This window comes from Nocardioides sp. Z35_8 (assembly GCF_059621125.1).
Window position 1 is genome coordinate 37883 of the sequence record NZ_JCAQIE010000005.1, and the last position, 26988, is coordinate 64870.

The window sequence follows — 26988 nt, forward strand, 5'->3', positions numbered from 1 at the left end:
AGACGATGGCACCCCACGCGGTCCACCGAGGCCACTGGCGCCAGAGTCGACGAAAGGCCGCCGACCCGGACGTGGACGGCCGGGACGACTCGGACGCGTGGACCCTCGATGACGCGCCGTCTGTGTCGACGGAGGCGTCAACCGGCTCGAAGCAGGCATGGGTATCAGTCATGCACCCCACAGCACCACCGCGGCGCGGGAGCCGATTCCCCCGCGCGGGGGACAGCGCTCCCTCGCGTCGGGATTTCCGGGCTGGGGTCGGTCGGTCGGCGATCCGCCGCACGCACTCCCCCGTGCGAGGGAGCCGGTCGGGGGCAAGAACCTGAGACGATGGCCCGGTGAGCAGCCTGCGCCGAGCGGCGACCGCCGTGCTGGGACCGGGCGCCCTGCTCGGAGTGGCGTTCGTCATGCTCGGCGCGGCCCTGGCCCTGGCGTTCACGATGCTCGCGGCCCTTCTCGCCGCCGCGGTGGGCCAGGCCACTGCACTTGCGCAGCCGCTCGTCGTGACCATCGGCGTGCTGATCGGTTCGCTCCTGGTGCTGGCGGTGGGGGCCCTGCCCGCCGTACGACGGATCGAGGGCACCGCATCCGAGTCGATGCTCGCGGTGTCCTTCTTCGGCGGGCTCCCGCAGGCGTCCACCCAGTGGCACGACCGCTGGCGGAGCGTGGGCTGGCTGTGGGCGCACGTCCTGGCGGGAGCGGCCCTGGTCCTTTGGACGGGGCCGGTCCCGTTCCTGGCTTTCCAACAGAGCCCATGGTTGGTGCTCCCCTCAGTCCTTGCCGTTCCGGCGCTCGGGGCGTTGTTGGCGGCTGGGCTGCGCCGGCTGGCTCCTCTGCTGCTCGGACCGTCGCTCCGCGAGCGGGTGGACCGGTTGGAGCGGGAGGCGACGGAGCTGGGCGAGCGACACCGGATCGCCCGCGAGATCCACGACAGCGTCGGTCACGCGCTGAGCCTGGTGACCGTGCAGGCCGCTGCGGCAGCCCGGGTGCAGCACTCCGATCCCGGCTTCGTCGCCGAGGCGCTGGCGGCGATCGAGAGCGCCGCCCGACAGGCGGCGGGCGAGCTGGACCACGTGCTGGGGCTGCTGCGGGTGGAGGAGACGACGCGACGACCGACCCCGGACCTCGCTGACCTCGTCGACCTGGTCGATGCCGCCCGCCGCGCTGGCCTGGACGTGACCATGGAGGACCGGTCTGGCGACGCTGACGACGCCGTACCCCCGGTCGTCTCCCGGGAGCTCTACCGGGTGGCTCAGGAGGCCTTGTCCAACGTCCTGCGCCACGGTTCCGGACCGTGTCGGGTCCGCCTCGATCGGACTGGGGGTGCTCTCACTCTCGAGGTCACGAACACGTCCGCGCCCCCTCCCCGACGGATGGGGGACCGGCGCGGTCATGGCCTCCGAGGAATCCGGGAACGGGTCACGGCGATCGGCGGCCACGCGACCGCTGGCCCGACAGACGACGGCTGGCGCTTGCGCGTGGTGCTGCCCATCAGGACCGCACGATGACGCGGGTGCTGCTCGTTGACGACGAGCCCCTGGTGCGTCGCGGCATTACTGTCACGCTCTCGACGGAGGACGACCTCGACGTCGTGGGCGAGGCGGAGGACGGCGCCGAGGCGGTGTCCCAGGTCGGCCGGCTGCGCCCCGACGTCGTGCTGATGGACATCCGGATGCCCCGGGTCGACGGCATCACCGCCACCCGAACCATCACTGCAGGCAACCGGCCACCCGCAGTGATCGTGCTGACGACGTTCGAGAATGACGACCACGTCTACGACGCCCTGCTGGCGGGCGCCCGCGGCTACCTGCTCAAGCGCGCCCCTGCTAACGACGTCGTCGCGGCCGTACGCCTGGCCGTCCAACCGGACACCCTTCTGTTCCCCGCCAAGCTCCGCGAGCTGGTGCGGCAACGGTCGCGGCAACCGAGCGCGAGCGGTCCCGACCTGGCTCGCTTGTCGGCACGGGAGGAGGAGGTGCTGCGGGCGATGGCACGAGGCCTGTCCAACCCGGAGATCGCCGCGACGCTCCACCTCGGCGTGGAGACGGTGAAGACGCACGTGGCGGCCGTGCTGGCGAAACTAGGAGTCCGTGACCGGACGCAGGCGGTTATTCGCGCCTACGAGTCGGGCTTCGTCGTGCCTGACGATCTTTGCTGAAAACCACCTGAGACCGCGCGGGCTGGCGGACCGGCAGGTCCACCGCCGCACGGCCGGACCAGCGCGCAGATCGCTTGCGTGCGGGTCGCCCGTCCCGGCCGCGAGAGAGGTGTGCCCCACTCCACCGCGCGAGGCCGCTTGGGACGGCGACCCCCAGGAGAAACGTGCGCACCGAGCCAGCAGGTTCAAATCCTGTCAGCCCGACCGAGAGAAACAGGGCTCTGATCTGCAGAAACCGCAGGTCAGAGCCCTGTTTGCGTCCGCAATGGCCTTGGCCGTTTGACCACCTGGACCCCACGTTCAGGGTCATTTCAGGGCCAAGCTCGGCGTTCTGGGTTCCGCACGATCACACGTGGCCCGCAGTCAAGTGGGGCCGCGCAATCGCGCTGGTTTCCGCAGGTCGGCGCCGGCGGCATGCGGATGGCCCCGCCTTGGGGTCCAGTCGTCTCGTAGCCCCTCCAACAGGTGTGGCGGAAAAGAAGCAGGGCCCCGGCGCCATGTCGTGGCACCGGGGCCCTGCTGGGTGAGAGGAGAACTCCCCCGCGAATCTCCTCTCAGGCGGTGGGCGCGGCCCGCCGGTCCGTCCAGGAAGGAGGTTGTCTCGCCCGAGCCTTCGGAGAGATTCCCCGACGGCCGGTCGTGATGGCCGGTGTCAGTTGTTGATGGTCCCGGCGTCCACGGTGATGCTGGTGTTGGGGACGCACAGCGCCCAGACGGTCAGCGTGCTGGTCTGCTGCCCGTTGCCGAGGACGATCCAGCCGTCAAGGCGACCCGGACGCGGGGTGCCGGTGTCCCAGTTCATGCGACCGGGGAACGACGAGTTCACCACGAAGCCGTCGTCCTGCGTGTCCACGGTGCCGCCCTGCACGCCGCCCGCGATGGCCGTGTAGGTCTGGGAGACCGTCGGGTCGTCGTCACACGCCACGGTGGCCGATCCGCCACCGCCGTTGATGTAGGTCAGCGTGCGGTACTTCGCACCGACGAGCGCGTTGCCGGGGTCGCCCTTGGCACCGTCCTTGCCGTCCGCGCCCTTGGGGCCGACCGGACCGACCGGGCCGGGGACCCCCTTGGTGGAGGCGGTGAACTTCTCGACCGCGCCGGGGGCGATGTCCTTCACCTTGACCGAGCCGTCACGGATGTCCTTGCTGCCGATGAGGTCACCGGCGACTGCGCCGCCCGTGCCACCGATGACGAGCGCTCCCGCGAGGATGAGGCCGGTGATGATGTTGCGCTTCTGCAATGTCTTGCCCTTCAGGTGTTGGGTGTTCCGTGTTGCGATTCGTGGGGGAACGGCTCAGTCGCGTTCCGGTCCCCAAAGAGGGTTCCCTGGGTGTTGGCGCGCCACGTTGGGTTGCTCGCAACCGTGGTGACGTTCTCGGGTCTCTCCGGTGCAACGAGCCCGGACCGTGATGGTTACGCTGTGCGGGGGCTCAAGCCGGCCCCCGCACGAGCGCACTGTCCGAAACGAGCGCGACCCCAGTCCTGGGGGAGCTGGGGCTTGTCTCCACTTTCGACGAAGAGGGTCGAACGTGCTTCGTTGATAGGTCGGGCGGATGAGTTCCCCTCGATGTCGTCGGCGATCTTGCGGAGTGCCTGCAGCACCGCCTCGTGCAGGTTCGCCCCGGCGACATGCGCACCTCGCGCACGTCCGGGTGGGGAGAGGGGGAGCCGGCACGCGCTGTCCCCGCTGCCGCACCTGGGTTGGCGTCGCGGGGTGGCACTCGGTCTCCTCACCGCGTTCGCGGCTGCCTGCTGCTACGGCCTCGGATCGGTGCTGCAGGCGATGGCTGCTCGCGGCACCACCGCAGGCCGCGACTCCTGGGGCGGCTGCTGCGGTCCTGGCGCTACCTCCTGGGCGTGGGGCTGGACGGCCTGGGGTTCTTAGTGGCACCGCCGCGACGCCGAGGACGACCGCGGCCACGAGCACGCCCCACTCCTGGCCCGCATCGGCGGCGCGCGGCGCCACGGCGCTGGGGTCGGTGGCCGGCCTGGCGTACGGCGCCACGGCGGTGGCGTCACGGATGCGGCCTGGCGACCTGTCCCCGGCCCACGTCCTCGACGCGGTGCCGGCGCTCGTGCGGAGTCCGTCGACCTATGCGCTCGTCGTCGCCGGCGTCGTGGGGCTGATGCTGGTCGGCGACCAGCCGCGCGCGGGTTGGCGAGGTCGAGATGCCCGAGGGGGCGCCGTCGGCGGCCGGAGCGGGGGCCCGTCCGCCGGGTAGCCGGCCCGCGCCGGATCGGATGCGATCCGTGCGCAACTTTCCGTGGCCCGGCGCCGTCTCCTCTTGTCGGACGGACCGGGTCTGCGAACCGCTGGGCCCGGTCGACGTGCCCCGGCCGTGCTCGCGCAGCGATGTGTGGGACGGGGCCTGAGCGTGACGACGCCACCCGACGGTGGCGGTCAGGAAGGCGTGTACGTGTCGAGGTTGTTGGTCCTGCTCACCCTGGCCCTGGTGCTGGGCACCCCGGAGGCCGTCGTGCCCACGGCCGCGGCCGCTCCCGGGGGCAGCCCGGGGTCCACGGCGGAACGGGCGGCGGCTGCCCAGACCGACCCGGCCGAACAGGCCGCCCGGGCGAAGCGCAAGAGGTGGAAGGCGCCGCAGGGTCCGTTCTTCAACGACCCGCACCTCAAGAAGGGGCACTACCGGATCGAACGCCGGGTGATCGACACCATCAACCACGCGCCCAAGGGGTCGACGATCAGGATCGCGGTCTACTCGTTCGACCGGATGCCGGTCGCGAGGGCGCTGATCGCCGCCCACCGTCGGGGCGTGAAGGTGCAGATGCTCCTCAACGACCACCAGTACACGAGGGCGATGCTGGCCATCCGGCGCGAGATCGGCGCCAAGCGCAGCAACAGCAGCTTCATCTACCGCTGCAAGGCCGGGTGCCGGAGCAAGAGGAACGAGTACAACAACCTGCACACCAAGTTCTACACGTTCTCCCGCGCCGGTCGCTCCACGGACGTGCTCGCCGTCGGCTCGGCCAACATGACCCAGAACGCCAACATCCACCAGTGGAACGACCTCTACTTCACCTCCGGCGACCATGAGCTGTTCCGGCAGTTCGTGCGGCTGTTCAACGACATGAAGAAGGATTACGACACCCGCCAACCCCCGCAGTTCTTCTGCGGGACGCCCCGGCTCGGCGTGTGCGACGACTCGGTCGACAAGCACACCGCGTGGATCATGCCCAAGCCGTCGGGGGCCAAGAACGACCTGATCCTCGACACGCTGGGCAAGGTGCAGTGCCTGACCCCGGACGCGGCCGGCGGTCAGAAGCGCACCCGGCTGGCGCTGTCGATGCACACGATGCGCGGCAGGCGGGGCGACTACCTCGCCGCGGCCATCCGGCAGAAGTACATCGAGGGCTGCCAGGTGCGGGTCAGCTACGGGCTCATCGGCTACCACACCAAGCGCGTCATCGGCGCGCCCACGCCGCGGGGGCGGATCCCGCTCCGCTCGACCGGGCTCGACTTCAACCCCGACGACAACTACGACCTCAACAAGGACGGCAAGGACGACCTGATCCTGAGCTACTACAGCCACCAGAAGTACCTCGTCGTCCAGGGCACCTACAACGGCGTGCCCGACTCCCACCTGGTGCTCACCGGGTCGTCCAACTGGGCCAGCCTGAGCCCCGGCAACGACGAGCTCCTCTTCACCATCCAAGGCAAGCGGGTGGCGCGGAAGTACCTCAAGAACTTCGACTACCAGTGGAAGAACAAGCGCAACTCCCGCAACGCCTACACCACGACCTACCTCAACTTCCGCGTCTCGACCAAGGTGCGCAACCCCGACGGCACGTGGCGCACGGTGTGGCGGACCGAGCGGCGGCCGGTCACCACGATCGAGCCGGATCCCTACCGCCCGGGTCCCTACTGGGAGGCCGACTGAGCCCGAGGTCCGGGCCAGGGGAAAAAGGTGTGCCCGGCCCGTAACACCACGGGCCGCGAGCACGCTGAGGAGGTGAGCGGCCGCGTTCCGCTGGGTCCACCACCGTGTCGTCCGTGCCTCGACCTCCCGCCGTGGCACGGATCCCCCCAGAGACAGTGGGTCGGCCCGAAAACGCGAACCACAGCGGCGTGGCCCTCCGGGGCCACGCCGCTGCTGTGTGCTGGTCAGCCGCCGGCCGTCATGCGGGACGTACGCCCCGCTGAGGACCGCCGCCATCGCGGTCGCCGCCCCGTGCTCGGACGCGATGCGGTGCTCGGCCCAGAGGTGGTCGCGGGACGCGACGATGTCGTCCTCGCCCACCAGGACCGAGACCGGCGGCTCGGCCCGGAGGGCGGCGTCGGCGAGGTCGCCGAGCCGGCGTAGAGCCCGCCGCCCCCGACCGCCACCACGATCGCGATGCCCGGCTCGTCCTCCAGCACGCCTGGGCGAGCCCGGCGTTGCCGCCTGAGGCGACCACGACGCCGGCCGGGCCGAGCTCGCCGCGCTCGCGCGCGGCCAGCTGGCGGTTGTAGGCGCCGCGGGTCTTGAACACGCCGCAGTGCTGCAGGTGCTCGCACTTGAGCCAGAGCGTGTCGCTGCCGGCCGGGGCGAGCAGGGGAGTGCGCCGCACCCGGCCGTCGATGCGGCGCCGGGCGGCGAGGACGTCGTCGCGGGAGATCGTCACCGGGGGAGTATCGCGGCTCAGCGGATCGCGAGGGTGGCGGCGGTCACGCTGAGGGTCGCGCACAACGCCCCCCAGGCGGCCAGGCGCAGCAGCGGGATCCGCAGTCCGGCCGCCCGGCAGCGCTGCAGCCACAGGAGCGTGGCGAGCGACGCCCAGGGGGTGACCAGGGCACCGGCGTTGACCCCCACCAGCGACGCGACGAGGCGGCGCACGTCGTCGGACGCCGCTGGCTCCACGAGCAGGTAGGCCGGGAGGTTGTTGACGGCGTTGGCCGCGAGCGCCGCGGTGGCGGACAGGTGGAGCAGGTCGAGGGTCCGGGTGCCGGCGCCGAACGCCGGTGCGAGCCAGTCGAGCATCCCCTCGCCCTGCGCGAGCCGCAGCAGCCCCGCCACCACGAGGAACGCGCCGGCCATCAGCCACGGGGGTCGGACGTCCCGCACCAGGCCCGGCGCGCGCCAGCGGAGGACGGCGAGGAGGACGCCGGCCGAGCCCAGCGCCACCAGAGCGGGAGGGGCGCCCACCGCGAAGAGCGGACCGATGAGCAGGCACACCCCGCCGGCGACGACGAGCAGCACCCGGTCGTGGGGATCGGCCGGGGGCTCCACCGCGTAGGTGCCGCGCAGCGCGCGGCGCTGCAGCACGGCGATGAGGAGGAGCGTGACAGCGACGGCCGCCAGCGCCGGGAGCGCCGCCGCCCGCACGTAGTCGCCGTGACCGGCGTCGAGGTCGGCGAGCCGGTGCACGGCGAGCAGGTTGGTCAGGTTGGAGACCGGAAGCAGCAGCGAGCCGGTGTTGGCGATCCAGAGCGTGGTGAGGGCGAAGGGGAGCGGTGCGATGCCGGTCTGCCGGGCGACGGCGATGCCGACGGGCGTGAGCAGGACCGCGGTGGTGTCGAGGCTGAGCACGACGGTGCAGGCCACGGCCAGGGCGGCGAAGGCGAGCCACAGCAGCAGCACGCGGTGCCGGGCGCGCCGCGCGAGGGCGTGGGCGGCCACGTCGAACACGCCGGCGAGCTGGGCGACCTCGGCGGTCACCGTGATCGCCACCAGGAACACGGCGATCGGAGCGACCTGGACCAGGGCGGCGAGGAGCGTCTGGCTCACGCCGTCACGACGGCCCCTGGGTGGGGTCGGTCACCGGGTCGGTCACCGGGTCGGTCACCGGGTCGGTCACCGGGCCGAACTGCTGGTTGCAGGTCCATCCCGCGCACTCGGTGAGCTCGCGGCGGCGCTGCTCCAGCACCGCCCGCACCCCGGCGTAGGCCGGATCGTCGACGAGGTTGACCAGCTCGCCGGGGTCGAGCAGGCGGTCGTAGAGGAAGCCGTCGGTCCCGTCGGTGCCGTAGAGGTAGCGCTCCGTGCGCACCCCGCGGTGCGACCAGCCGTCGCCGAGCGTGCGGCCGGTCTGGATCAGGGTGGTGTCGCGGAAGGCCTGGTCCTCCCCGCGCAGGGTCGGTGCGAGCGACGTGCCGTCGACCTGCCACTGCGGGGTGACGCCGGCGAGGGCGGCGAAGGTGGCCGGGAGGTCGACGAGCGTGACCGGCAGCGCCGAGGTGCTCCCCGGCACGATGCCCGGGCCCCGGACCAGCAGCGGGACCTGGAGGGCCTCGTCGGTGAGCACGTCCTTGCCGAGGTAGCGGTGCTCGCCGAGGGAGTAGCCGTTGTCGGAGGCGAACACGAGGTAGGTCTCATCGAGGACGCCCTCGGTCGCCAGCGTCTCGACCAGCGAGCCGACGGCCCGGTCGACCGACTGCAGCGCCTGGAGACGAGCGGTGTTCTCGGCCGCGACGTCGGGACGCGAGACCCGGGCGCGGTTGCGGAGGTAGCGGGGCTGGTCGGTGACGTCGTCCTCGTCGAAGGCGGGGTCGTCGAAGGACGCGGGGCGCTCGTCGAGGAACAGCTGCTCGTCGCGGGGCTCGGCGAGCGGCAGGCTGCGTCCGCCCTCGGGCGTGATCCGGTAGTGGGGCGCGATGTGCCAGGCGTAGACGACGAACGGGTCGCCGCTGCGGGCGAAGTCGCGGACCGCCTCGTTGGCGTGGTCCTCGATGACCGAGGTGACGTAGGCGTCGGTGTGGTGACGCGGCTCGCCGTCGTTGGTCATCGTGAAGTCGACGTAGTCGTAGGTGCCGCGGGTCAGCGCGTCCCAGCGCGACCAGCCGGCGGGCCGGACGTCACGGGGGCCGTAGCCGTTGAGGAACTTGCCGACGAACGCCGTGCGGTAGCCCTCGTCGCGGAACCATGCGCTCGCCTCCCGGGTGGGATCGAGGGCCTGGAACCCCCCGTGGACGCCCCGGTTGTGCTGCACGCCGTTGTTCTGGGCGTACTGGCCCGTGGCGAGCTGCGCGCGGGCCGGGCAGCAGAGCGGGTGAGGGGAGATCGCGTCGGTGAACTCCATGCCCTGGTCGGCCAGGAGCCGGCGGGTGATCGGCATGTGGTCGAGGTCGTCGTCGCGCATGTCGTCGGTGAGCACGAACACCAGGTTGGGGCGCGCGGGGCCGGCGTCGGCGCCCTGGGTGCCCTGCACCATCCGCGCCGCGTCGGGCCCGCTGGCGTCACCCGGGTCGCCGGTGGCGCTGACCGTGGCCAGGGTGGCGATGAGGACGACGAGGAGGGCAGCCGAGACAGACTGTGCCCACGCTCGCATTGTGCCCCTCGCCGAGACCCGGAGGGCACCTGTCGCACGCCCTGTGTCGGCGCCACCCTAGGCCGCGGGGACCCGCCACCCCAAAAGCGACACGACGACTGGGGCCGAGAAGGTCCCGACCGTTACCCTTGGGCGCGTCGGCGGCCCCCTCTGCGGGGCGCGCCACGACCACGACCCCGGACGAAGGAACCCGCAGCAGCCGCCATGGACGAGAGTCAAAGTCCCCGCACGACCGCACCGACCACCACCGGGTGCGCGTCGTGACCCCCCTCCTGCTCCTGCTGGTGTCATTGGCCCTCGTGGCTGCCTGCGGCCTCTTCGTGGCCGCCGAGTTCTCCCTCGTCACCGTCGACCGCCCCGGCGTCGAGCGCGCGGCCGCGTCGGGTGACGAGGGCGCCCGAGGGGTCCAGCTGGCGCTCCGCTCGCTGTCGACGCAGCTCTCCGGCGCCCAGGTCGGCATCACCGTGACCAACCTCGCCATCGGCTTCCTGGCCGAGCCGGCCATCTCCGACCTCGTCGACGAGCCGCTGGCCGCGCTGGGCGTGCCCGACGGCGCGGTCAGCCCGCTGTCCATCGCGCTCGGCCTGGCGCTCGGCACGGTGATCACGATGATCTTCGGCGAGATGGTGCCCAAGAACATCGCCATCGCCCGGCCGCTCGAGACCGCGCGCGCCACCCAGGGCTTCATGCGCGGCTTCACCGCACTCAGCCGCGGGCCGATCCGCGCACTCAACGGCTCGGCCAACGCGATCGTGCGCCGACTCGGCATCGAGCCGCAGGAGGAGCTCCGCTCCGCGCGGAGCTCCCAGGAGCTGTCCTCGCTCGTCCAGCGCTCCGCCGACCAGGGCACCCTCGACGCCGACACCGCCGAGCTGGTGGAGCGCTCCGTCGAGTTCGGCACCCGCACCGCCGGCGAGATCATGACGCCGCGCGTGCGTACGACGACGGTCGAGGACGGCGACCGCGTGTCGACGGTCATCGACCTGGCCCGCCAGACCGGCCACTCCCGCTTCCCCGTGCTCGACGCGGAGGACGCTGTCGTCGGCACCGTGCACGTCAAGCACGCGGTGGCGGTGCCGGTCCACGAGCGTGCCACCACGCGCATCAAGCACGTGATGGTCAAGCCCGTCGTCGTGCCCGACAGCCTCCGGCTCGACCCGCTGCTGGCGCTGCTGCGCCAGGACGGCTTCCAGATGGCCGTCGTGCTCGACGAGTACGGCGGTCACGCGGGCATCGTGACGCTCGAGGACGTCGTCGAGGAGATCGTCGGCGACATCTCCGACGAGCACGACCGCCTGGGCGCCCGCATCCGGCAGCGCCGCGACGGCAGCTGGACCCTCTCCGGGCTGCTGCGCCCCGACGAGGTCGAGGACGTCACCGACATCGAGCTGCCCGACCACGAGGACTACGACACCGTGGCCGGACTGGTGATGCGTGAGCTCGGCAAGATCCCCGAGCCCGGCGACCGGATCGAGGTGCCGGTGCCCGACCGCAGCGATCCCAACGAGGTGCGTGAGCGACTGGTGACCCTGACCGTGCAGAGGATGGACGGCTTGCGCATCGACCGGCTCGACCTGGTCCTGGTGGGGGAGTCCGACCATGAACAGTGACCTCTTCGGGGTGGGCCTGGCCGTCGTGCTGCTCGCCCTCAACGCCTTCTTCGTCGGCGCCGAGTTCGCGCTGCTGGCCGCGCGCCGCAGCCAGATCGAGCCGCGGGCCCAGGAGGGCTCGCGCGCAGCTCGCACCACGCTGCGCGCCATGGAGAACGTCTCGCTGGTGATGGCCGGCGCCCAGCTCGGCATCACCGTCTGCTCGCTCGGCCTCGGCGCCATCGGCGAGCCCGCAGTCGCCCACCTGCTCGAGCCGCTGTTCCACGCGGCCCGGCTGCCCGAGGACCTGCTCCACCCGGTGTCGTTCGTGGTGGCGATGTCGATCGTGGTCTACCTGCACGTCGTGCTCGGCGAGATGGTGCCCAAGAACATCGCCCTCGCCGGGGCCGACCGGGCCGCCCTGGTGCTGAGCCCGCCGATGATGGTGATCGTCACGGTGCTGCGCCCGGTCATCGGCGGCATGAACATGGTCGCCAACGGGGTGCTGCGACTGCTGCGCATCGAGCCCAAGGACGAGGTCCACTCCAGCTTCACGCGCGAGGAGGTCGCCGCGCTGGTCGAGGAGTCGCGCGGCGAGGGCCTGATCGAGGCCGACGAGTACGACCGTCTCGCGGGTGCGCTCGGCTTCACCGAGAAGTCGGTCGCCTCGATCGTGATGACGACCGACACGCTCGCCACCGTGGCGCCGGGCTCCACCGTGGCCGACGTCGAGGCGGTCTGCGCCGCCACCGGCTTCAGCCGGTTCCCGGTGGCCGCCGACGACGGCACCCTCCTCGGCTACCTCCACATCAAGGACGCCCTCGAGTCCGAGGACGACAAGCGCTCGCGCGTCATCGAGGACAAGTGGATCCGGCCCTTCGCCTCCGTCCACCCCCACGACCTGCTCCACGACGCCCTGGAGAGCCTGCAGGTGAAGGGGGCCCACATGGCCCGGGTCGTCGAGCGTGACGGCACGGTCATCGGCGTGGTCACGCTCGAGGACGTCCTCGAGGAGCTCGTCGGCGAGATCCGCGACGCCGCCCACCACGACGTGTCCGCCGTCGAGGCTCGCTGAGTGCTCGGTAGGGTCTGATCGTGTCCGAGGGAGCTACTCGCGTCTGGACCGTGCCCAACGTCATCAGCGTGGTGCGGCTGGCCGGCGTGCCCCTGTTCCTGTGGCTGGTGCTCGGGCCCGAGGCCGACGCGATCGCGCTCGTCGTGCTGATGGTGGCCGGTTTGACCGACTTCCTCGACGGGTGGCTGGCGCGCCGGCTCGACCAGTACTCGGTGCTCGGCGAGATCCTCGACCCGGTGGCCGATCGGCTCTACATCCTCGCGGTCGTGGTCGGGCTGTACATGCGCGACATCATCCCGTGGTGGGTGGCCATCGCCCTGCCGCTGCGCGACCTCCTCCTCTGGGGCCTCGTCCCGATCCTGCGCACCCGGGGCTTCTCGGCGCTCCCGGTGCACTTCCTCGGCAAGGCCGCCACGTTCAACCTGCTCTACGCCTTCCCGCTGCTGCTGCTCGGCGACGGCGACGGCATCGTCGCCACTCTCGCGCGCAACTTCGGGTGGGCCTTCGCGTGGTGGGGGATCGGGCTCTACTGGTGGGCCGGGGTGCTCTACGCCTGGCAGGTGCGCACGCTGCTGCGCGAGACGCCACGCCACCCGTCACCGGCAGGCGACCATGGCTGAGGCGCGACCCGCTCCCGCGCCGGTCGCGGACGGTGCGAGCGGGCTGCCCGAGCACGTCACCACCCCGCTGCTCGCGCTGGTCACCGCCCGCTCGATGGACGAGGACTACGCCCACGTCGCCCAGCTGCGGGCCGCGGCCGGCGACGTACGCCCGAAGGTGGCGCGCCCGCACTGGTCGAGCGTGCTGGCGGTGGCCGCCCTCGGGGCGATGACGGCGGTGGTCGCGGTGCAGACCGCCCGGGAGGCGCCGGCCAACGAGATGGGCCGCGCCGCGCTCATCGAGCAGATCGACGTCCGGGGCGACCAGGTCCGCAACCTCCAGGCCGAGGTCGGCCGGCTGACCCGCTCCAACGCAGCCGTCGCGAGCAGCAGCACCAAGATCCGGGGCCAGCTCGACGAGATCGCCCCCCGCGTGCGGCGCGCCGAGCTCCTCACCGGCTTCTCCGCCGCCCACGGCCCCGGCGTGCGCATCACGGTCGACAACGCCCCCGGCGCCGACGTCGACAGCGAGATCCGCGACGAGGACCTCGCCACGCTCGTGGACGGGCTGTTCCAGGCGGGGGCCGAGGCCATCGCCATCAACGACCAGCGGCTCAACGCCCTGGGGGCCATCCGCAACACCAACCGCGCCGTCCACGTCAACGGCCGCCCCGTCAACGCGCCCTACGTCGTGTCGGTGATCGGCGACCCGCGCACGCTGCAGGCCCGGCTCGTGGAGACCTCCCAGGGCCAGCAGTGGTTCGGCCTGGTCAACGGTCTCGGCTTCGTCTACGAGGCCCAGAACGTCGACGACGTCAGCCTGCCGGCTGCGCCCGAACGCGCGCTTCGTGATGTGATCGAGCTCAGCGCCGACCCCGACGGCGCACCTGAAGGAGGGGGGAGCTCGCCGTGATCGCCGCCCTTGGCCTGCTCCTGGGCATCGTCGCCGGCCTCGTGTTCGCGCCCGACGTGCCGCTCAGCCTGCAGAACTACCTGCCCATCGCCGTGGTCGCGGCCCTCGACGCCGTCTTCGGCGGTCTGCGCGCCCACCTCGACGGCATCTTCGACGACAAGGTCTTCGTCGTCTCCTTCGTGAGCAACGTGGTGGTCGCGGCGGCGATCGTCTACCTCGGCGACCAGCTCGGCGTGGGCTCGCAGCTCAGCACCGGCGTCATCGTCGTCCTCGGCATCCGCATCTTCGCCAACGTCGCGGCCATCCGCAGGCACGTGTTCCATGCCTGAGCAGCGACCCGACCGCGACGACCCGACGCCCGAGACCGGGACCGAGGCGCAGCCGGAGCCCGGGACCACGACCGGGACCACGACCGGGACCACGACCGAGACCGAGACCGGGCGCGCGCGGATGCGGGTGGCGCTGACGCGGCCGTCGCGGCGCCAGGGGGTTGTCGCCGTGCTGCTTGCCGTCCTCGGCTTCGCGTTCGTCGTCCAGGTGCGCGACACGGCGGCCAACGACACCTACGAGGGGTTGCGCGAGGGTGAGCTCATCGAGGTGCTCGACGGCCTGACGGGCACCGCCGAGCGGGCCCGTCGCGAGGTCGACCGACTGGAGGCCAGGCGCGACGAGCTCACCGACGAGAACCAGGCCCGGTCCGCCGCCCTCGCCGAGGCCGAGCAGCGCGTGCGCACGCTCAACATCATCGCCGGGCTGGTGCCGGTCGCCGGCCCGGGCCTGCGGGTGACGATCACCGAGTCCGACAGCCGGGTCAACGTCGGGTCCCTGCTCGACACCGTGCAGGAGCTGCGCACCGCGGGCGCGGAGGCGATCGAGTTCAACGACTCCGTGCGGCTCGGCGCCGACAGCTCGTTCGAGAACGCCGTCGGCGGCATCGAGCTCGACGGCGAGCTCCTCGAGCCGCCCTACGTCATCGACGTGATCGGCGACCCCCACGTCCTGCGCACTGCGCTGACGTTCTCGACCGGCCCCATCGAGACGCTGGAGACCTACGACGGCGCGTCGGTGGAGGTGGCGGAGGACGAGACGATCGAGATCGCCAGCGTCCGCCCCGCGACCCGGCCTGAGTATGCGGAGTTCGGCACCGGCCAGTAGCCTGCCGAGCGACCCACGCCACACCAGCCCGACCCCGCGAGGAGCCATCGTGTATCCGGAGAACCTGAAGTACACCAGCGAGCACGAGTGGGTCCGCACCCCGGGCGAGGCCGACGGCTCGGTCCGGGTCGGCATCACCGACTTCGCCCAGGACGCGCTCGGCGACATCGTCTACGTCTCGCTGCCCCAGGTCGGCGACCAGGTGGCGGCGGGGGAGACCTGCGGTGAGCTGGAGTCCACCAAGTCGGTCAGCGACATCTACGCCCCGGTGACCGGCGAGGTCGTGGCCACCAACGCGGCCCTCGACTCCACCCCCGAGCTCGTCAACAGCGACCCCTACGAGGCGGGCTGGCTCTTCGAGGTCACGGTGGCCGACGACTCGCAGCTCGACGGGCTGATGGACGCGGCCGCCTACCAGTCCGGGCTCGACGGCTGAGCCGACGCCCGCCGGCCCCGGTGGGTCTCCCGGACCGGCCGCGGTGACCAGCGCCGGGCTGGTAGGTTCGGGGAAACCATCAACCTCAACCCTCGGCTGAGGGTTCAGCGTCGATACGTCGAGGAGCTTTCCATGCCGTTCTGCACCGCCTGTGGCAAGCAGAACCCTGACGATGCCCGCTTCTGTGCCCAGTGCGGCACCAAGCTGCTCGCTGGGGAGGAGCCGGGTCCCAGCCCGGTCGAGACCACTGCGACCATCACCTTCGGGGTCCCGGACCAGCGCGAGTCCTCCGACCGCCAGCTCAGCCCCGTCGACGCCGCCGCGGTCGACGCGCTTCCCGCCGGTCACGCGCTCCTCGTCGTGCAGCGCGGCCCCAGCGCCGGCAGCAGGTTCCTCCTCGACACCGACGTGGTCGGCGCCGGGCGGCACCCCGACAGCGAGATCTTCCTCGACGACGTGACCGTCTCGCGTCGCCACGCGGAGTTCCGCCGCTCCGGGGGCGGCTACACGGTCAGCGACGTGGGCAGCCTCAACGGCACCTACGTCAACCGCGACCGGATCGACTCCCTCGAGCTCCACGACGGCGACGAGGTGCAGATCGGCAAGTATCGCCTCGTGTTCTTCTCCTCCCACCCGGACAGCTGATCCGTGAGTGCCTCGACGGCCCCGGGGGCGGGTCGCGGCGCCCGCTACAACATCGGGCAGGTCCTCGACCAGCTGCGAGCCGACTTCCCCGGGGTGACGATCCCGAAGATCCGCTTCCTGGAGGACCAGGGACTCGTCAAGCCCGAGCGCACCGCGGCCGGCTACCGCAAGTTCTCCGGCGACGACGTGTCGAGGCTGCGCTACATCCTGACGATGCAGCGCGACCACTACCTCCCGCTCAAGGTCATCGGCGACCACCTCGACGCGATCGATCGTGGGCTCGAGCCGCCGGCGATCGAGTCGGTCGTGCCCACCGTCCCCAAGGTCGCGCTGAGCGCCGACGGACTTCCCAGCCCCGAGTCGTTCCGCCGCAGCAGTGACCTGCGCCTGTCACGGCGCGAGCTGCTCAAGGTCGCGGAGATCTCCGAGGAGCTGCTCTCCGAGCTCGAGCAGTACGGCCTGGTGAGCGCGCGCAGCGGCACCGGCCACTTCGACAGCGACGCCCTCGTGGTCGCGCAGACCGCCCGCGAGCTCGCCGACTACGGCTTCGAGCCGCGCCACCTGCGCGCGTTCAAGAACGCTGCCGACCGCGAGGTCGGTCTCGTCCAGCAGGTGGTGGCCCCCCTCGCGCGGGGCCGCGACGCCGCCGCCCGTGGCCGCGCCGAGGACGCCACCTCCGAGATCGCCGCGCTGTCGCTGCGACTGCACGCGACGCTGGTGAAGGTCGGTCTCGACCGGGGGTGACCCGGGCCAGGAGCCCGCGCGCAGGCATCAGGGCGCGTGGGTAGGGTGGGGCCATGCGCGAAATGGACGTCGTGGGAGTCCGCGTCGAGATGCCCTCCAACCAGCCCATCGTGCTGCTGCGCGAGGCGACGGGGGAGCGCTACCTGCCGATCTGGATCGGGGCGGTCGAGGCCACCGCCATCGCCTTCGCCCAGCAGGGCGTCACGCCGCCGCGTCCGCTGACCCACGATCTGATGCGCGACATGCTCGAGGCGACCGGCCAGCGGCTCGACGAGGTCCGCATCGTCGACATGCAGGACGGCATCTTCTTCGCCCAGCTCGTCTTCGACGGCGGCGCTGAGGTCGGGGCGCGGCCGTCCGACTCGATCGCGCTGGCCCTGCGCACCGGCTCCCGCATCGTGTGCGCGGAGGCCGTGCTCGACGAGGCGGGACTCGCGGTCCCGGCCGAGCAGGAGGACGAGGTGGAGCGGTTCCGCGAGTTCCTCGACCACGTCTCACCCGACGACTTCGAGTCCGAGTGACCGCGGCGTGGCGCCGCTCAACCCTCACCCTCAAGTGAAGGTCGAGGGTTGGCGACACGCCGCGGCGTGGATGGACAACCCGGATTCCGGGGCCTACGGTGAACTGTCTCTGTTGTAACTCCACCGTTGTGGTTGCCGCGTGTCGGCCGCCGGGCGGGCCCTTCCCCCAGGAGTTACCGCTCAGCGGAGGAACTGACCTGGAGGGTCACTGTGGCTAGCAACGAGAACGAGCAGGGCGCCGACGCAGCCCGCCTCAAGGCCGAGGCCGAGGCCGCCGACAAGGCGCAGGAGCAGGGGCTGCTCTTCGACGACGACGTGTCGCCGCTGCCCAGCGACACCGGCTACCGCGGTCCCACGGCCTGCAACGCCGCCGGCATCACCTACCGCCAGCTCGACTACTGGGCCCGCACCGGCCTCGTCGAGCCCAGCGTCCGCGGCGCCGCCGGCTCGGGCTCCCAGCGCCTCTACTCCTTCCGCGACATCCTGATCCTCAAGGTCGTCAAGCGCCTGCTCGACGCCGGCATCTCCCTCCAGCAGATCCGCACCGCCACGGCGCACCTGCGCGAGCGCGGCACCGACGACCTGACCCGTGTGACCCTCATGAGCGACGGGGCCTCGGTCTACGAGTGCACCAGCAACGACGAGGTCATCGACCTGCTCCAGGGCGGCCAGGGCGTCTTCGGCATCGCGATCGGCGGCGTGTGGCGCGAGATCGAGGGGACGCTCGCCGAGCTGCCCTCCGAGCGCACCGCCGAGCATCCGGGCGCCTCCGTCACCGGCGACGAGCTCGCCGCACGCCGCGCAGCCCGCCAGACCGGCTGACCGCACCCTCCACCGGCACTCTCCGTACGAGCACGGCCCACACCCTCCGACCAGGCCGCCCGGGCACACCGGGCGGCCTCGGTCATTTCGCGCCTCGGTCATTTCTCCTGCGTTCCCGCTAGACTCGGCAGCGCCGACATCCCATGCGGGAGAGTCGCGGCGCCCGGTCTCGCCGACCGAGCGTCGCGCGCCGAAGGGGCAATTCCTCCCCGGAACCTCTCAGGCACCCGGACCGCACTGGGCTGGCACTCTGGAGGTCGTCCGACCGACAGAGGGGGAGGTCCCAGCGACGCGACCTCAGGGAGCCCCCGTGCCCGACGCCACCTCGACCTCCACCGCCAGCCCGGCCGACAACCCCGGCGACGGCCTCGGCGAGTTCGTCGCCCGGCACATCGGCCCCGACGAGGCAGCGATCGCGCACATGCTCGAGGCGATCGGCCACGAGTCGCTCGAGTCGCTGATGACGGCCGCCGTGCCGGGCGGCATCCGCTCGGCCGCCGCCCTCGACCTCCCCGCCCCGCTCGATGAGGAGGCGACGGCCCGGGCCCTGCGCACGCTGGCGTCGCACAACCGACCCGCCGAGGCGATGATCGGCCTGGGCTACCACGCGACGATCACGCCGCCGGTGATCCGGCGCAACGTCCTCGAGGACCCGTCCTGGTACACCGCTTACACGCCCTACCAGCCCGAGATCTCCCAGGGCCGGCTCGAGGCGCTGCTCAACTTCCAGACGGTCGTGGCCGACCTGACCGGCCTGCCGACGGCCAACGCGTCCCTGCTCGACGAGGGCACCGCCGCCGCGGAGGCGATGACCCTCGTGCGCCGGGCCAAGCGCACCGCGACCGGCCCGTTCGTCGTCGACGCCGACGCCTTGCCCCAGACGATCGACGTGGTGCGCACCCGCGCCGCGGGCATGGGCATCGAGGTGGTCGTCGCCGACCTTGCCGACGGCCTCCCCGACGGTGACGTGTGTGGGGTGCTGGTGCAGTACCCCGGCGCGTCCGGGGCCGTGCGCGACCCGCGTCCGGTCATCGAGGCCGTCCACGAGCGCGGCGGGCTGGCCGTGGTGGCCGCCGACCTGCTTGCCCTGGTCCTGCTCGAGGCGCCGGGAACGCTCGGCGCGGACGTCGTGGTGGGCTCGTCCCAGCGCTTCGGCGTGCCCCTGTTCTACGGCGGTCCGCACGCCGGGTTCATGTCGGTCGCGTCGGGCCTCGAGCGGCACCTGCCCGGGCGCCTCGTCGGGGTCTCCGTCGACGCCGAGGGCCGCCCGGCCTACCGCCTCGCGCTCCAGACCCGCGAGCAGCACATCCGTCGTGACAAGGCGACCTCCAACATCTGCACCGCCCAGGTGCTCCTCGCCGTCGTCGCGTCGATGTACGCGGTCTACCACGGCCCGGAGGGGCTGCGCCGGATCGCACGACGCACCCACCAGCAGGCCAACGGCATCGCCGCGGCCCTCCGTGCCGGGGGAGTGGAGATCGTCAACGACACCTGGTTCGACACGCTCACCGTGGCGGTGCCCGGCCGGGCCGACGAGGTCGTCACCGCCGCCCGCCAGCTCGGTCTCCACCTGCGCCCGATCGACGCCGACCACGTCGGAGTGTCCACCTCGGAGCGCACCAGCCCGTCCACCGTCGCCGCCGTGCTGCGCGCGTTCGGCGTCGCGCCCGCCGACGACGACGCGTCCGGGCTGCCCGAGGACCTGGCGCGCACCACCGACCTCCTCACCCACGAGGTCTTCAACTCCCACCACAGCGAGACGCAGATGCTGCGCTACCTGCACAGGCTCTCCTCGCGTGACTACGCCCTCGACCGAGGCATGATCCCCCTCGGCTCGTGCACGATGAAGCTCAACGCCACCACCGAGATGGAGCCGGTGAGCCTGCCGGGCTTCGCCGACCTGCACCCCTTCGCCCCCGCCGAGGACGCCGCCGGCTACCGCGAGCTCGTCGACGACCTGGAGCGCTGGCTCGCCGAGGTCACCGGCTACGACAAGGTCTCCGTCCAGCCCAACGCCGGCTCGCAGGGCGAGCTCGCCGGGCTGCTGGCGATCCGTGGCTACCACCTCGCCAACGGCGACGCCGGGCGCAACGTGTGCCTGATCCCGTCGTCGGCGCACGGCACCAACGCAGCGTCGGCGGTGATGGCCGGGATGAAGGTCGTGGTCGTCAAGGCCTCCGACGACGGGTCGGTGGACCTCGACGACCTCCTCGCCAAGTGCGCCCAGCACGCCGAGACCCTCGCCGCGATCATGGTGACCTACCCCTCCACCCACGGGGCCTACGAGGACACCATCACCGACCTGTGCAAGATCGTGCACGACCACGGTGGGCAGGTCTACGTCGACGGAGCCAACCTCAACGCGCTGCTCGGCTGGGCGCGACCGGGGGAGTTCGGCGGCGACGTCTCCCACCTCAACCTGCACAAGACCTTCTGCATCCCGCACGGCGGCGGAGGCCCCGGGGTCGGTCCGGTCGCCGTCCGCGCCCACCTCGCGCCCTACCTCCCCTCCCACGGCTCGCACCCCGAGCCGGAGAAGCGGCAGGGCATCGGGCCGATCAGCGCCGCGCCCTACGGCTCCGCCGGGATCCTGCCGATCACGTGGGCCTACATCCGGATGATGGGAGCGCTGGGGCTCACCCGGGCGACCGCGGTCGCCGTGCTGTCGGCCAACTACATCGCCCACCGCCTGGAGGAGCACTTCCCGGTCCTCTACCGCGGCCACGGCGACCTGGTCGCCCACGAGTGCATCCTCGACCTCCGCGGCATCACCAAGGCGAGCGGCGTGAGCGTCGACGACGTCGCGAAGCGGCTGGTCGACCACGGCTTCCACGCCCCGACGATGTCGTTCCCGGTGGCCGGCACGCTGATGGTCGAGCCCACCGAGTCCGAGGACCTCGCCGAGATCGACCGGTTCTGCGACGCCATGATCGCGATCCGCGCCGAGATCGCCCAGGTGGAGGCGGGGGAGTGGAGCCCCGAGGACTCGCCGCTGCGCCACGCGCCCCACACGGCCCGCGCGCTCGTCGGCGACTGGGACCGCCCCTACTCGCGCGAGGTCGGGGTGTTCCCGGGAGGGATCGACTCCGACAAGTACTGGCCGCCGGTCGCGCGCATCGACCAGGCCTACGGCGACCGCAACCTGGTCTGCGCGTGCCCCCCTCCGGAGGCGTTCGCCCAGGACTGACCGCTGGGACTGACGGCCGGGACCGACGCCTGGGCGCGGGTTCCCCGACCGCCGGCGGCCACCTGGCCTAGGGTCGTGTCGTGAGCGACCAGCGTCAGCGACTGCTCGACGTCGCGCAGGCCGAGGGCCGGCTGACGTCCGTGGTCGGCGCGGTCTTCGACCGCTACGGCGCGGTGTGGGCGGGCGGCGCCGGCCAGGCCCCCGGCCTCGACGGGCAGTACCGGATCGGGTCGATCACCAAGACGATGACCGCCGTGCTCGTCGTCCAGGCCCGCGACGCCGGCCTGCTCGACCTCGACGACCCGCTCGCCGACCACCTCGGCGACGTCGGCTACGGCGAGGTGACCCTGCGCGAGGCGCTGGCCCACAGCTCGGGGATGCAGAGCGAGCCGCGCGGACCGTGGTGGGAGCGCACCCGCGGCGGCGACTTCGCGGCGCTCGTGGCCGCCAACGACGGCAGCGGCCGGGTGGCGCCCGCCGGCGCCTGGTTCCACTACTCCAACCTCGGCTTCGCCCTGCTGGGCGAGGTCGTGGCCCGCCGCTTCGGCGCGACCTGGCGCGAGCTCGTCACGGATCGCCTGCTGCGGCCGCTGGGCCTGCGTGCCACGTCCTACCTGCCCCGCCCCGGCGCCCAGCCGGGCTGGAGCGTCGACCACTTCACCGGCATCCGGGTGCACGAGCCGCTGACCGACACCGGCGCGATGGCCCCCGCCGGGCAGCTGTGGTCGACGCTGGCCGACCTCGTCACGTGGGGACAGGTGCTGGGCGGTGCGCGGCCCGACCTGCTGTCGGCGTCGTCGCTGGCCGAGATGCAGCGGCCGGTGACCCCCGACTACGGACTGGGCCTGATGCTGGGCGTCCATCCCGGCGGACGCCTGGTCGGTCACAACGGCTCGATGCCGGGCTTCCTGGCGGCGCTGCACGTCGACCCGGGCAGCGGCATCGGTGCCGCGGTCCTGGCCAACGCGACCACGGGCATCGACCCGCGCGAGCTCGCCGTCGCGCTCATCGAGGGCGACCCGGACGCCGACGACACCCGCCCGGCGCCGTGGCGTCCCACCGTGGTGGTGCCCGACGACGTGTCAGGTGTGCCCGGACTGTGGTTCTGGGGCAACACGGCCTACGACGTGCGGTGGCACAACGACGGGCTCGAGCTGCGGGCGATGGCCCGCGGCAACGTCGTCACCGACCGGTTCGAGCTCGTCCACGGCGTGCTCATCGGCGTGCTCGGCTACCACCGCGGCGAGCAGCTGGCGCTCGTGCGCCGACCCGACGGGACGATCCACCACCTGGAGTGCGCGACGTTCGTCTACACGCGCACGCCCTACGACCCCGACGTGGAGATCCCGGGCGGCCACCCGCGACGACCCTGACCGGCCTGACCCGGCCCGGCCCCGACGTCCCGCGCAAGGACGCGCCGCACGGCTGATCGCCTGCCTCCGGGGCGCCGGGCCGATACTGTGTCCGCCGGGCGGATCCGCCCGCACTGCAGGCATCGGAGGCATGGGCATGGGACTCTTCCAGGCGGTGAGCGGCGCCATCGGCGGCACGCTCGCGGACCAGTGGCTCGACTTCTTCGGCGTCCCCGAGGGGATCTCCGCGACCGCGGCGGTGTTCCCGGCGGTCCGCAAGGACCAGAACGCCGGACGCGGCGCCAACCCCGGTGCGTCCGACGGCATCATCACCGACGGGTCGAAGATCGTCGTCCCGGAGGGCTACGGCCTGGTGCTGATGGAGGACGGCGCGTTCACCGGGTTCGCCGCCCAGCCGGGCGGCTACATCTGGGACTCCGGGGAGCCCTCGTCGCAGTCGGTCTTCTCCGGCGGCGGGCTCGTCGAGTCGATCGTCAAGCAGAGCTGGGAGCGCTTCAAGTTCGGCGGTCGTCCCGGCGCGCAGCAGACGGCGCTGTTCGTCGCGCTCAAGGAGCTTCCCAACAACAAGTTCGGCACCCAGTCCGAGATCTACTGGGACGACGCCTTCCTCAACACCCAGGTCGGTGCCGTCACCCGCGGCACCTACACGCTCAAGATCACCGACCCGCTGACCTTCATCCGCAACTTCGTCCCGGCGGGGGTGATCGAGGGTCGCGCCGTCTTCGACTTCACCGACCTCGACAACCCCGCGGGCGAGCAGCTCTTCAACGAGGTCGTCGGCTCGCTCGCCCCCGCCTTCTCGATGTACACCAACGATCCGGCGAAGGGCAACCGGATCGCCCGGCTCCAGCAGGACTCCGTCGGCTTCGCGCAGTCGCTGTCGGCCGCCGTCGAGGACAACTACCGCTGGCGCACCGACCGCGGGCTCGAGATCGTCAAGACGGCGATCATCTCCATCGAGTACGACGCCACCACCCGCGAGCTGCTCGCCAACGTCCAGCGGGCCGACGCCCTCTCCGGTGCGCGCGGCAACGCCAACCTCCAGGCGTCCGTCGCTGCGGGCATCGAGGCCGCCGGTGAGAACGCCGGTCCCGGGGGCGTCATCGGGATGGGCATGGCAGCCGGGGGGATGGGCCTGGGCGGCCTGCAGCAGCCCACCGAGCAGGCGCCCGCCGCACCCACTCCCGCCGACGCTCCAGCGGCTCCCGCCGCCGAGGACCCGGTCGCGATGCTCACGAGGGCCAAGCAGATGCTCGACGCCGGCCTGATCACCCAGGAGGACTACGACGCGGCGAAGGCCAAGGCGCTCGGACTCTGAGACGGGACGTGAGATGACGCAGGACGCCCCACCGCCGCGGGACCCCGACGCCCCGGTGTTCGACGGACCGCCGCTGCCGCTCGAGGAGGAGCTGGCCGCGGCACGTGCCGACCCGGAGCCGGGACCGGACATCCAGACCGTCAACGACTCGCTCGCCGACGGGATCAACCGCTGCCCCAAGTGCGGCTCGACCGACGTGCAGCTGCGGGCGTCGACCGGCATGCTCGTGTGCCTGTTCTGCCGCCACCAGTGGGAGGAGTCGCGGGTCGAGGAGGCGCTCGGCCTCGGCGCGGGCATCGACGAGCTCGAGGGCACCGTCATCGCCGGCGGCGCCGGGCACATCGCCGCCGACGCCGCGGCGCAGGTGACGTTGAAGTGCGGCGGCTGCGGCGCCGAGGTCGTCGTCGACACCGCGCACACGATGAACGCCCGCTGCCACTGGTGCCGGCACACGCTCAACGTCAACCAGCAGACCCCCAACGGGGCCGTGCCCGACGCGGTGCTGCCGTTCCGGCTGACGCACGCCGAGGCCGTCGAGAAGATCCGCGAGTTCGCCGGCAAGCGGCGCCTGTTCGCGCACCCGCGGTTCAAGGCCGAGTTCGTGCCCGAGAACGTCCTCGGTGTCTACCTGCCCTACCTGGTCATCGACGCACGCGCCGACACGGCCTACGTCGGAGAGGGCGAGGTGCAGACACGGCGGTGGACCGAGAAGAGCGGCGACAACGACGTCACCTACTACGCCGCCGACGTCTACCGCGTGCGGCGGTCGGTGTCGTTCACCGTCGACGACCTCACCGTCGAGGGCGCTGCCGCGCGGGCGAGCTCGGACTCCTCCACGACCAACAACATCATCAACACGATCCTGCCGTTCGACACCAAGAACGCCGTGAGGTGGAACGCCAGCTATCTCGTCGGCTACACCAGCGAGAAGCGCGACCTCGACGTGGACGACCTCCGCCCGGTCCTGGAGGACCAGCTGCTCTCCATCGGCCGCGCCCAGGTGCACGACTCGCTGTCGAAGTTCGACCGCGGGGTGCGGTGGGAGCAGGAGAAGGTGGACGTCGGCGGGTCACGGTGGATCTCGATGTACCTGCCGGTCTGGCTCTACTCCTACTACCAGGAGAACACCAAGGTGCTCCACTACATCGCGGTCAACGGGCGCACCGGCGAGACCATGGGCAGCGTGCCGGTGTCGCAGTGGCGACTGATCGCCGCGGCGCTCACCGTCGGCACGGTCCTCGAGGGCGCCGCCGGCGCGCTGCTGGTGGCGATGTCATGAGCACGTGGCTGCTCGACGTCGTCATGTCCGGCGACTCGTCGCCGCTGTGGATCCTCGCCGCGGGGCCGGCGGGGGCGGTCGCGACCTACTGGGCGCTCTACCGCTACTACCGCAACACCGACAAGTCGCACGCCTACGAGCGCGACACCCTCATCACGGCGCAGCCGGTGCAGGGCGACGAGGAGAAGATCGACCACATCTCGCGCACCCGCGACTCCGACATCGACGGTGACAACAGCTCGCAGCACCGCCAGCGGGTGCAGCGGATGCGCTGAGGCGGCTCAGACGCCCTGCGACACGCTCGACATGTTGAAGTCGGGGATCCGCAGGGCCGGGGTGGCGGTGCGCGAGAAGTAGTCGTCGCCCCACTCGCGGCTGAAGCTCGGCACGGTGGCGGTGGCCGCGGTGAACCGGTTGAGCAGGTCGACGGGGCTCTCGTTCCAGCGGAAGTTGTTGGCCGCACCCACGATCTCGCCGTCCTCGACGACGTAGACGCCGTCGCGGGTCAGGCCGGTGAGCAGCATCGTCTGCGGGTCGACCTCGCGGATGTACCACAGGCAGGTCAGCAGCAGGCCGCGCTGCACGCCGGAGACCATGTCCTCGATCGTCCCCGCGCCGTCGCCGACCGCCAGCACCAGGTTGTCGATCATCGGCGTGACCGGCTGCCCGGTCATGCCGGCGGAGTGCCGGGTCTGCAGCAGCCCGGTGAGCAGCCCGTCGCGGATCCAGTCGGTGCGCTCGAGGGGGAGGCCGTTGTCGAACACCGAGTCGGTGTTGTCGGACGCCCCGGCGATCACGAAGGGCGCGCACTCGAGCCCGGGGTGGGCGGGGTCGGAGAACAGGCTCACGCCGGGGGCGGCGACCTTGTCGCCGATGCGGGTGCCACCGCCGCGGCGGCTGTAGACGGACTCGCCCTCGTGGGCCACCCGCGCGCCGGCGCCCCAGTAGGCGTCGATCATCAGGTCGGCGACCGACGACGGCGGCAGGATCGTGTCGTAGCGCCCGGCGGGCAGGTCGATGCGGCGCTCGGCCCACGCGAGCCGCTGGGCGACGGTGGCGGCCATGGCGGCCGCGTCGACGTCGCGGAAGTCGCGGGTGGCGCCCCCGGTCCAGGCACTGCGGGTGAGCGAGGTGTCCTTGCCGGTGCAGGCGTAGTGCCCGGTGGGCTGCACGTGGCGCAGTCGCAGGCCGCGGGTCGAGCCGAGGTAGGTGGTGGCGACGTCGTGGTTGACGAAGCCGTAGAGCAGCCGCTGCTCGGCGCCCGCCTGGGCGAACGCCTCGCCCAGCGACGGCGCGAACTGGCGGTAGACGCCGATGTCGGTGGTCTCCGGCTCGGTGTCCCAGTCGGGGGACGTGGCGTCGGCGACGAGCTCGGCCACGTCCTCGGCGGGGGAGCCGGCGCGGGCGGCCGCGTCGGCGGCCTGCACGAGCGCCGTGACCTGCTCGGGCGTCGAGGCACTGCCCGAGACCGACCCGGTCGCCACGCCCCCGCTGACGGCGGCGAAGCTGACGACCGTCACCGACACCTCGGTCATCACACCGTTGGTGGTGAGCGTGTTGTTGGCCCAGCGCAGGTTGGCGCTGGTCACGTCGCGGACGATCGCGACGCAGTCGTCGGCGGTGGAGGTGGCGAGCGCGTGCTCGACCAGCTGCTGCGGGGTGTGCAGGGAGGGGTGCAGAGCAGGGGACGTCATCAGTGGCCCGCCTCGTCGAGGGTGTTGAGGATGGTGACGCCGCGGAACAGTGCGGTGGGGCAGCCGTGGCTGACCGCCGCGACCTGCCCGGGCTGGGCCTTGCCGCAGCCGAAGGCCCCGCCGAGCACCCAGGTGTCACGCACGAGAGGCCCCACGGGGTCCGTCGTCCTCGTGGCGGGGGATCGTCTCGCCCGGCGTGGCATCGGTTCGACGGGTC

25 protein-coding genes and 1 riboswitch are annotated in these 26988 nt (G+C 72.1%); of the genes, 19 read left to right on the forward strand and 6 right to left on the reverse strand.

Annotated features, from left to right (window positions below):
• The first annotated feature begins 338 nt into the window (after positions 1–338).
• A complete protein-coding gene (locus tag AC54T2_RS18720; protein WP_496666930.1) occupies positions 339–1508 on the forward strand; it encodes a sensor histidine kinase in 1170 nt (389 codons plus the stop codon).
• On the forward strand, positions 1505–2158 hold the full coding sequence (locus AC54T2_RS18725; RefSeq protein ID WP_186342246.1) for a response regulator transcription factor: 654 nt from the start codon (positions 1505–1507) through the stop codon (positions 2156–2158). Before AC54T2_RS18720 ends, AC54T2_RS18725 begins: the two co-directional genes overlap by 4 nt.
• Before the next feature lie 652 nt (positions 2159–2810).
• Here the strand turns inward: AC54T2_RS18725 and AC54T2_RS18730 are convergent.
• Complete coding sequence (locus AC54T2_RS18730) at positions 2811–3398, reverse strand: hypothetical protein (protein WP_186342243.1); 588 nt, start codon at positions 3396–3398, stop codon at positions 2811–2813.
• Positions 3399–4575: 1177 nt separating this feature from the next.
• Here AC54T2_RS18730 and AC54T2_RS18735 point away from each other — a divergent pair.
• On the forward strand, positions 4576–6054 hold the full coding sequence (locus tag AC54T2_RS18735; RefSeq protein ID WP_496666931.1) for a phospholipase D-like domain-containing protein: 1479 nt from the start codon (positions 4576–4578) through the stop codon (positions 6052–6054).
• A gap of 238 nt (positions 6055–6292) precedes the next feature.
• Here AC54T2_RS18735 and AC54T2_RS18740 read toward each other — a convergent pair whose 3' ends face one another.
• Genes AC54T2_RS18740 through AC54T2_RS18750 form a run of 3 tightly spaced genes read right to left on the reverse strand, consistent with a single transcriptional unit; the run spans position 6293 to position 9421 of the window.
• A complete protein-coding gene (locus tag AC54T2_RS18740) occupies positions 6293–6910 on the reverse strand; it encodes a pyridoxal-phosphate dependent enzyme (protein WP_496666932.1) in 618 nt (205 codons plus the stop codon).
• Entirely contained in the window at positions 6796–7881 is a 1086-nt protein-coding gene (locus AC54T2_RS18745) for an SLC13 family permease (protein WP_489976884.1), read from the reverse strand. The genes AC54T2_RS18740 and AC54T2_RS18745 overlap by 115 nt, the downstream gene beginning before the upstream one ends.
• 4 nt (positions 7882–7885) lie before the next feature.
• Positions 7886–9421, reverse strand: a complete 1536-nt coding sequence (locus AC54T2_RS18750) for a sulfatase-like hydrolase/transferase (protein WP_496666933.1) — start codon at positions 9419–9421, stop codon at positions 7886–7888.
• Between the two features lie 260 nt (positions 9422–9681).
• Between AC54T2_RS18750 and AC54T2_RS18755 the strand changes: the two genes are divergently transcribed.
• From AC54T2_RS18755 to AC54T2_RS18830, 16 genes are all read left to right on the forward strand, one after another.
• Positions 9682–11031, forward strand: a complete 1350-nt coding sequence (locus AC54T2_RS18755) for a hemolysin family protein (RefSeq protein WP_186342238.1) — start codon at positions 9682–9684, stop codon at positions 11029–11031.
• Entirely contained in the window at positions 11021–12085 is a 1065-nt protein-coding gene (locus AC54T2_RS18760; protein ID WP_186342237.1) for a hemolysin family protein, read from the forward strand. The genes AC54T2_RS18755 and AC54T2_RS18760 overlap by 11 nt, the downstream gene beginning before the upstream one ends.
• A gap of 20 nt (positions 12086–12105) precedes the next feature.
• Positions 12106–12705, forward strand: coding sequence for a cardiolipin synthase ClsA (gene clsA, locus AC54T2_RS18765; protein WP_241005095.1), 600 nt, complete (start codon positions 12106–12108; stop codon positions 12703–12705).
• Entirely contained in the window at positions 12698–13597 is a 900-nt protein-coding gene (locus AC54T2_RS18770; protein ID WP_496666934.1) for a DUF881 domain-containing protein, read from the forward strand. Before clsA ends, AC54T2_RS18770 begins: the two co-directional genes overlap by 8 nt.
• Positions 13594–13926, forward strand: coding sequence for a small basic family protein (locus AC54T2_RS18775; protein WP_186342235.1), 333 nt, complete (start codon positions 13594–13596; stop codon positions 13924–13926). The genes AC54T2_RS18770 and AC54T2_RS18775 overlap by 4 nt, the downstream gene beginning before the upstream one ends.
• A complete protein-coding gene (locus tag AC54T2_RS18780) occupies positions 13919–14752 on the forward strand; it encodes a DUF881 domain-containing protein (protein ID WP_496666935.1) in 834 nt (277 codons plus the stop codon). Before AC54T2_RS18775 ends, AC54T2_RS18780 begins: the two co-directional genes overlap by 8 nt.
• A gap of 49 nt (positions 14753–14801) precedes the next feature.
• Complete coding sequence (gene gcvH, locus AC54T2_RS18785; protein ID WP_241005094.1) at positions 14802–15188, forward strand: glycine cleavage system protein GcvH; 387 nt, start codon at positions 14802–14804, stop codon at positions 15186–15188.
• Between the two features lie 132 nt (positions 15189–15320).
• Positions 15321–15833, forward strand: coding sequence for an FHA domain-containing protein (locus AC54T2_RS18790; protein WP_186342232.1), 513 nt, complete (start codon positions 15321–15323; stop codon positions 15831–15833).
• 3 nt (positions 15834–15836) lie between these two features.
• Positions 15837–16577 (forward strand): transcriptional regulator FtsR, encoded by a 741-nt coding sequence (gene ftsR, locus AC54T2_RS18795; protein ID WP_496666936.1) that lies wholly within the window; start codon positions 15837–15839, stop codon positions 16575–16577.
• Positions 16578–16630: 53 nt separating this feature from the next.
• The gene (locus AC54T2_RS18800) at positions 16631–17098 is read left to right on the forward strand and encodes a bifunctional nuclease family protein (RefSeq protein ID WP_186342230.1); all 468 of its coding nucleotides are present in this window, start codon (positions 16631–16633) and stop codon (positions 17096–17098) included.
• A 297-nt stretch (positions 17099–17395) separates the two neighbouring features.
• Positions 17396–17920, forward strand: coding sequence for a MerR family transcriptional regulator (locus AC54T2_RS18805; RefSeq protein ID WP_496666963.1), 525 nt, complete (start codon positions 17396–17398; stop codon positions 17918–17920).
• A 136-nt stretch (positions 17921–18056) separates the two neighbouring features.
• Positions 18057–18165: riboswitch (glycine riboswitch) on the forward strand.
• A gap of 176 nt (positions 18166–18341) precedes the next feature.
• Entirely contained in the window at positions 18342–21107 is a 2766-nt protein-coding gene (gene gcvP, locus AC54T2_RS18810; protein ID WP_496666964.1) for an aminomethyl-transferring glycine dehydrogenase, read from the forward strand.
• A gap of 80 nt (positions 21108–21187) precedes the next feature.
• Complete coding sequence (locus tag AC54T2_RS18815; protein ID WP_496666937.1) at positions 21188–22480, forward strand: serine hydrolase domain-containing protein; 1293 nt, start codon at positions 21188–21190, stop codon at positions 22478–22480.
• 136 nt (positions 22481–22616) lie between these two features.
• Positions 22617–23798 (forward strand): SPFH domain-containing protein, encoded by a 1182-nt coding sequence (locus AC54T2_RS18820; protein ID WP_186342226.1) that lies wholly within the window; start codon positions 22617–22619, stop codon positions 23796–23798.
• Positions 23799–23811: 13 nt separating this feature from the next.
• Positions 23812–25077, forward strand: coding sequence for a TFIIB-type zinc ribbon-containing protein (locus tag AC54T2_RS18825; protein ID WP_496666938.1), 1266 nt, complete (start codon positions 23812–23814; stop codon positions 25075–25077).
• Positions 25074–25352 carry a hypothetical protein gene (locus AC54T2_RS18830; RefSeq protein ID WP_206054356.1) on the forward strand — a complete coding sequence of 93 codons (279 nt, stop codon included), beginning with the start codon at positions 25074–25076 and terminating at the stop codon, positions 25350–25352. Before AC54T2_RS18825 ends, AC54T2_RS18830 begins: the two co-directional genes overlap by 4 nt.
• Before the next feature lie 6 nt (positions 25353–25358).
• Here the strand turns inward: AC54T2_RS18830 and AC54T2_RS18835 are convergent, their stop codons facing one another.
• Both AC54T2_RS18835 and AC54T2_RS18840 read right to left on the reverse strand, forming a co-directional pair.
• The gene (locus AC54T2_RS18835) at positions 25359–26771 is read right to left on the reverse strand and encodes a metallopeptidase TldD-related protein (RefSeq protein ID WP_496666939.1); all 1413 of its coding nucleotides are present in this window, start codon (positions 26769–26771) and stop codon (positions 25359–25361) included.
• Positions 26771–26914 (reverse strand): hypothetical protein, encoded by a 144-nt coding sequence (locus AC54T2_RS18840; RefSeq protein WP_489976892.1) that lies wholly within the window; start codon positions 26912–26914, stop codon positions 26771–26773. The genes AC54T2_RS18835 and AC54T2_RS18840 overlap by 1 nt, the downstream gene beginning before the upstream one ends.
• Between the last annotated feature and the right edge of the window lie 74 nt (positions 26915–26988).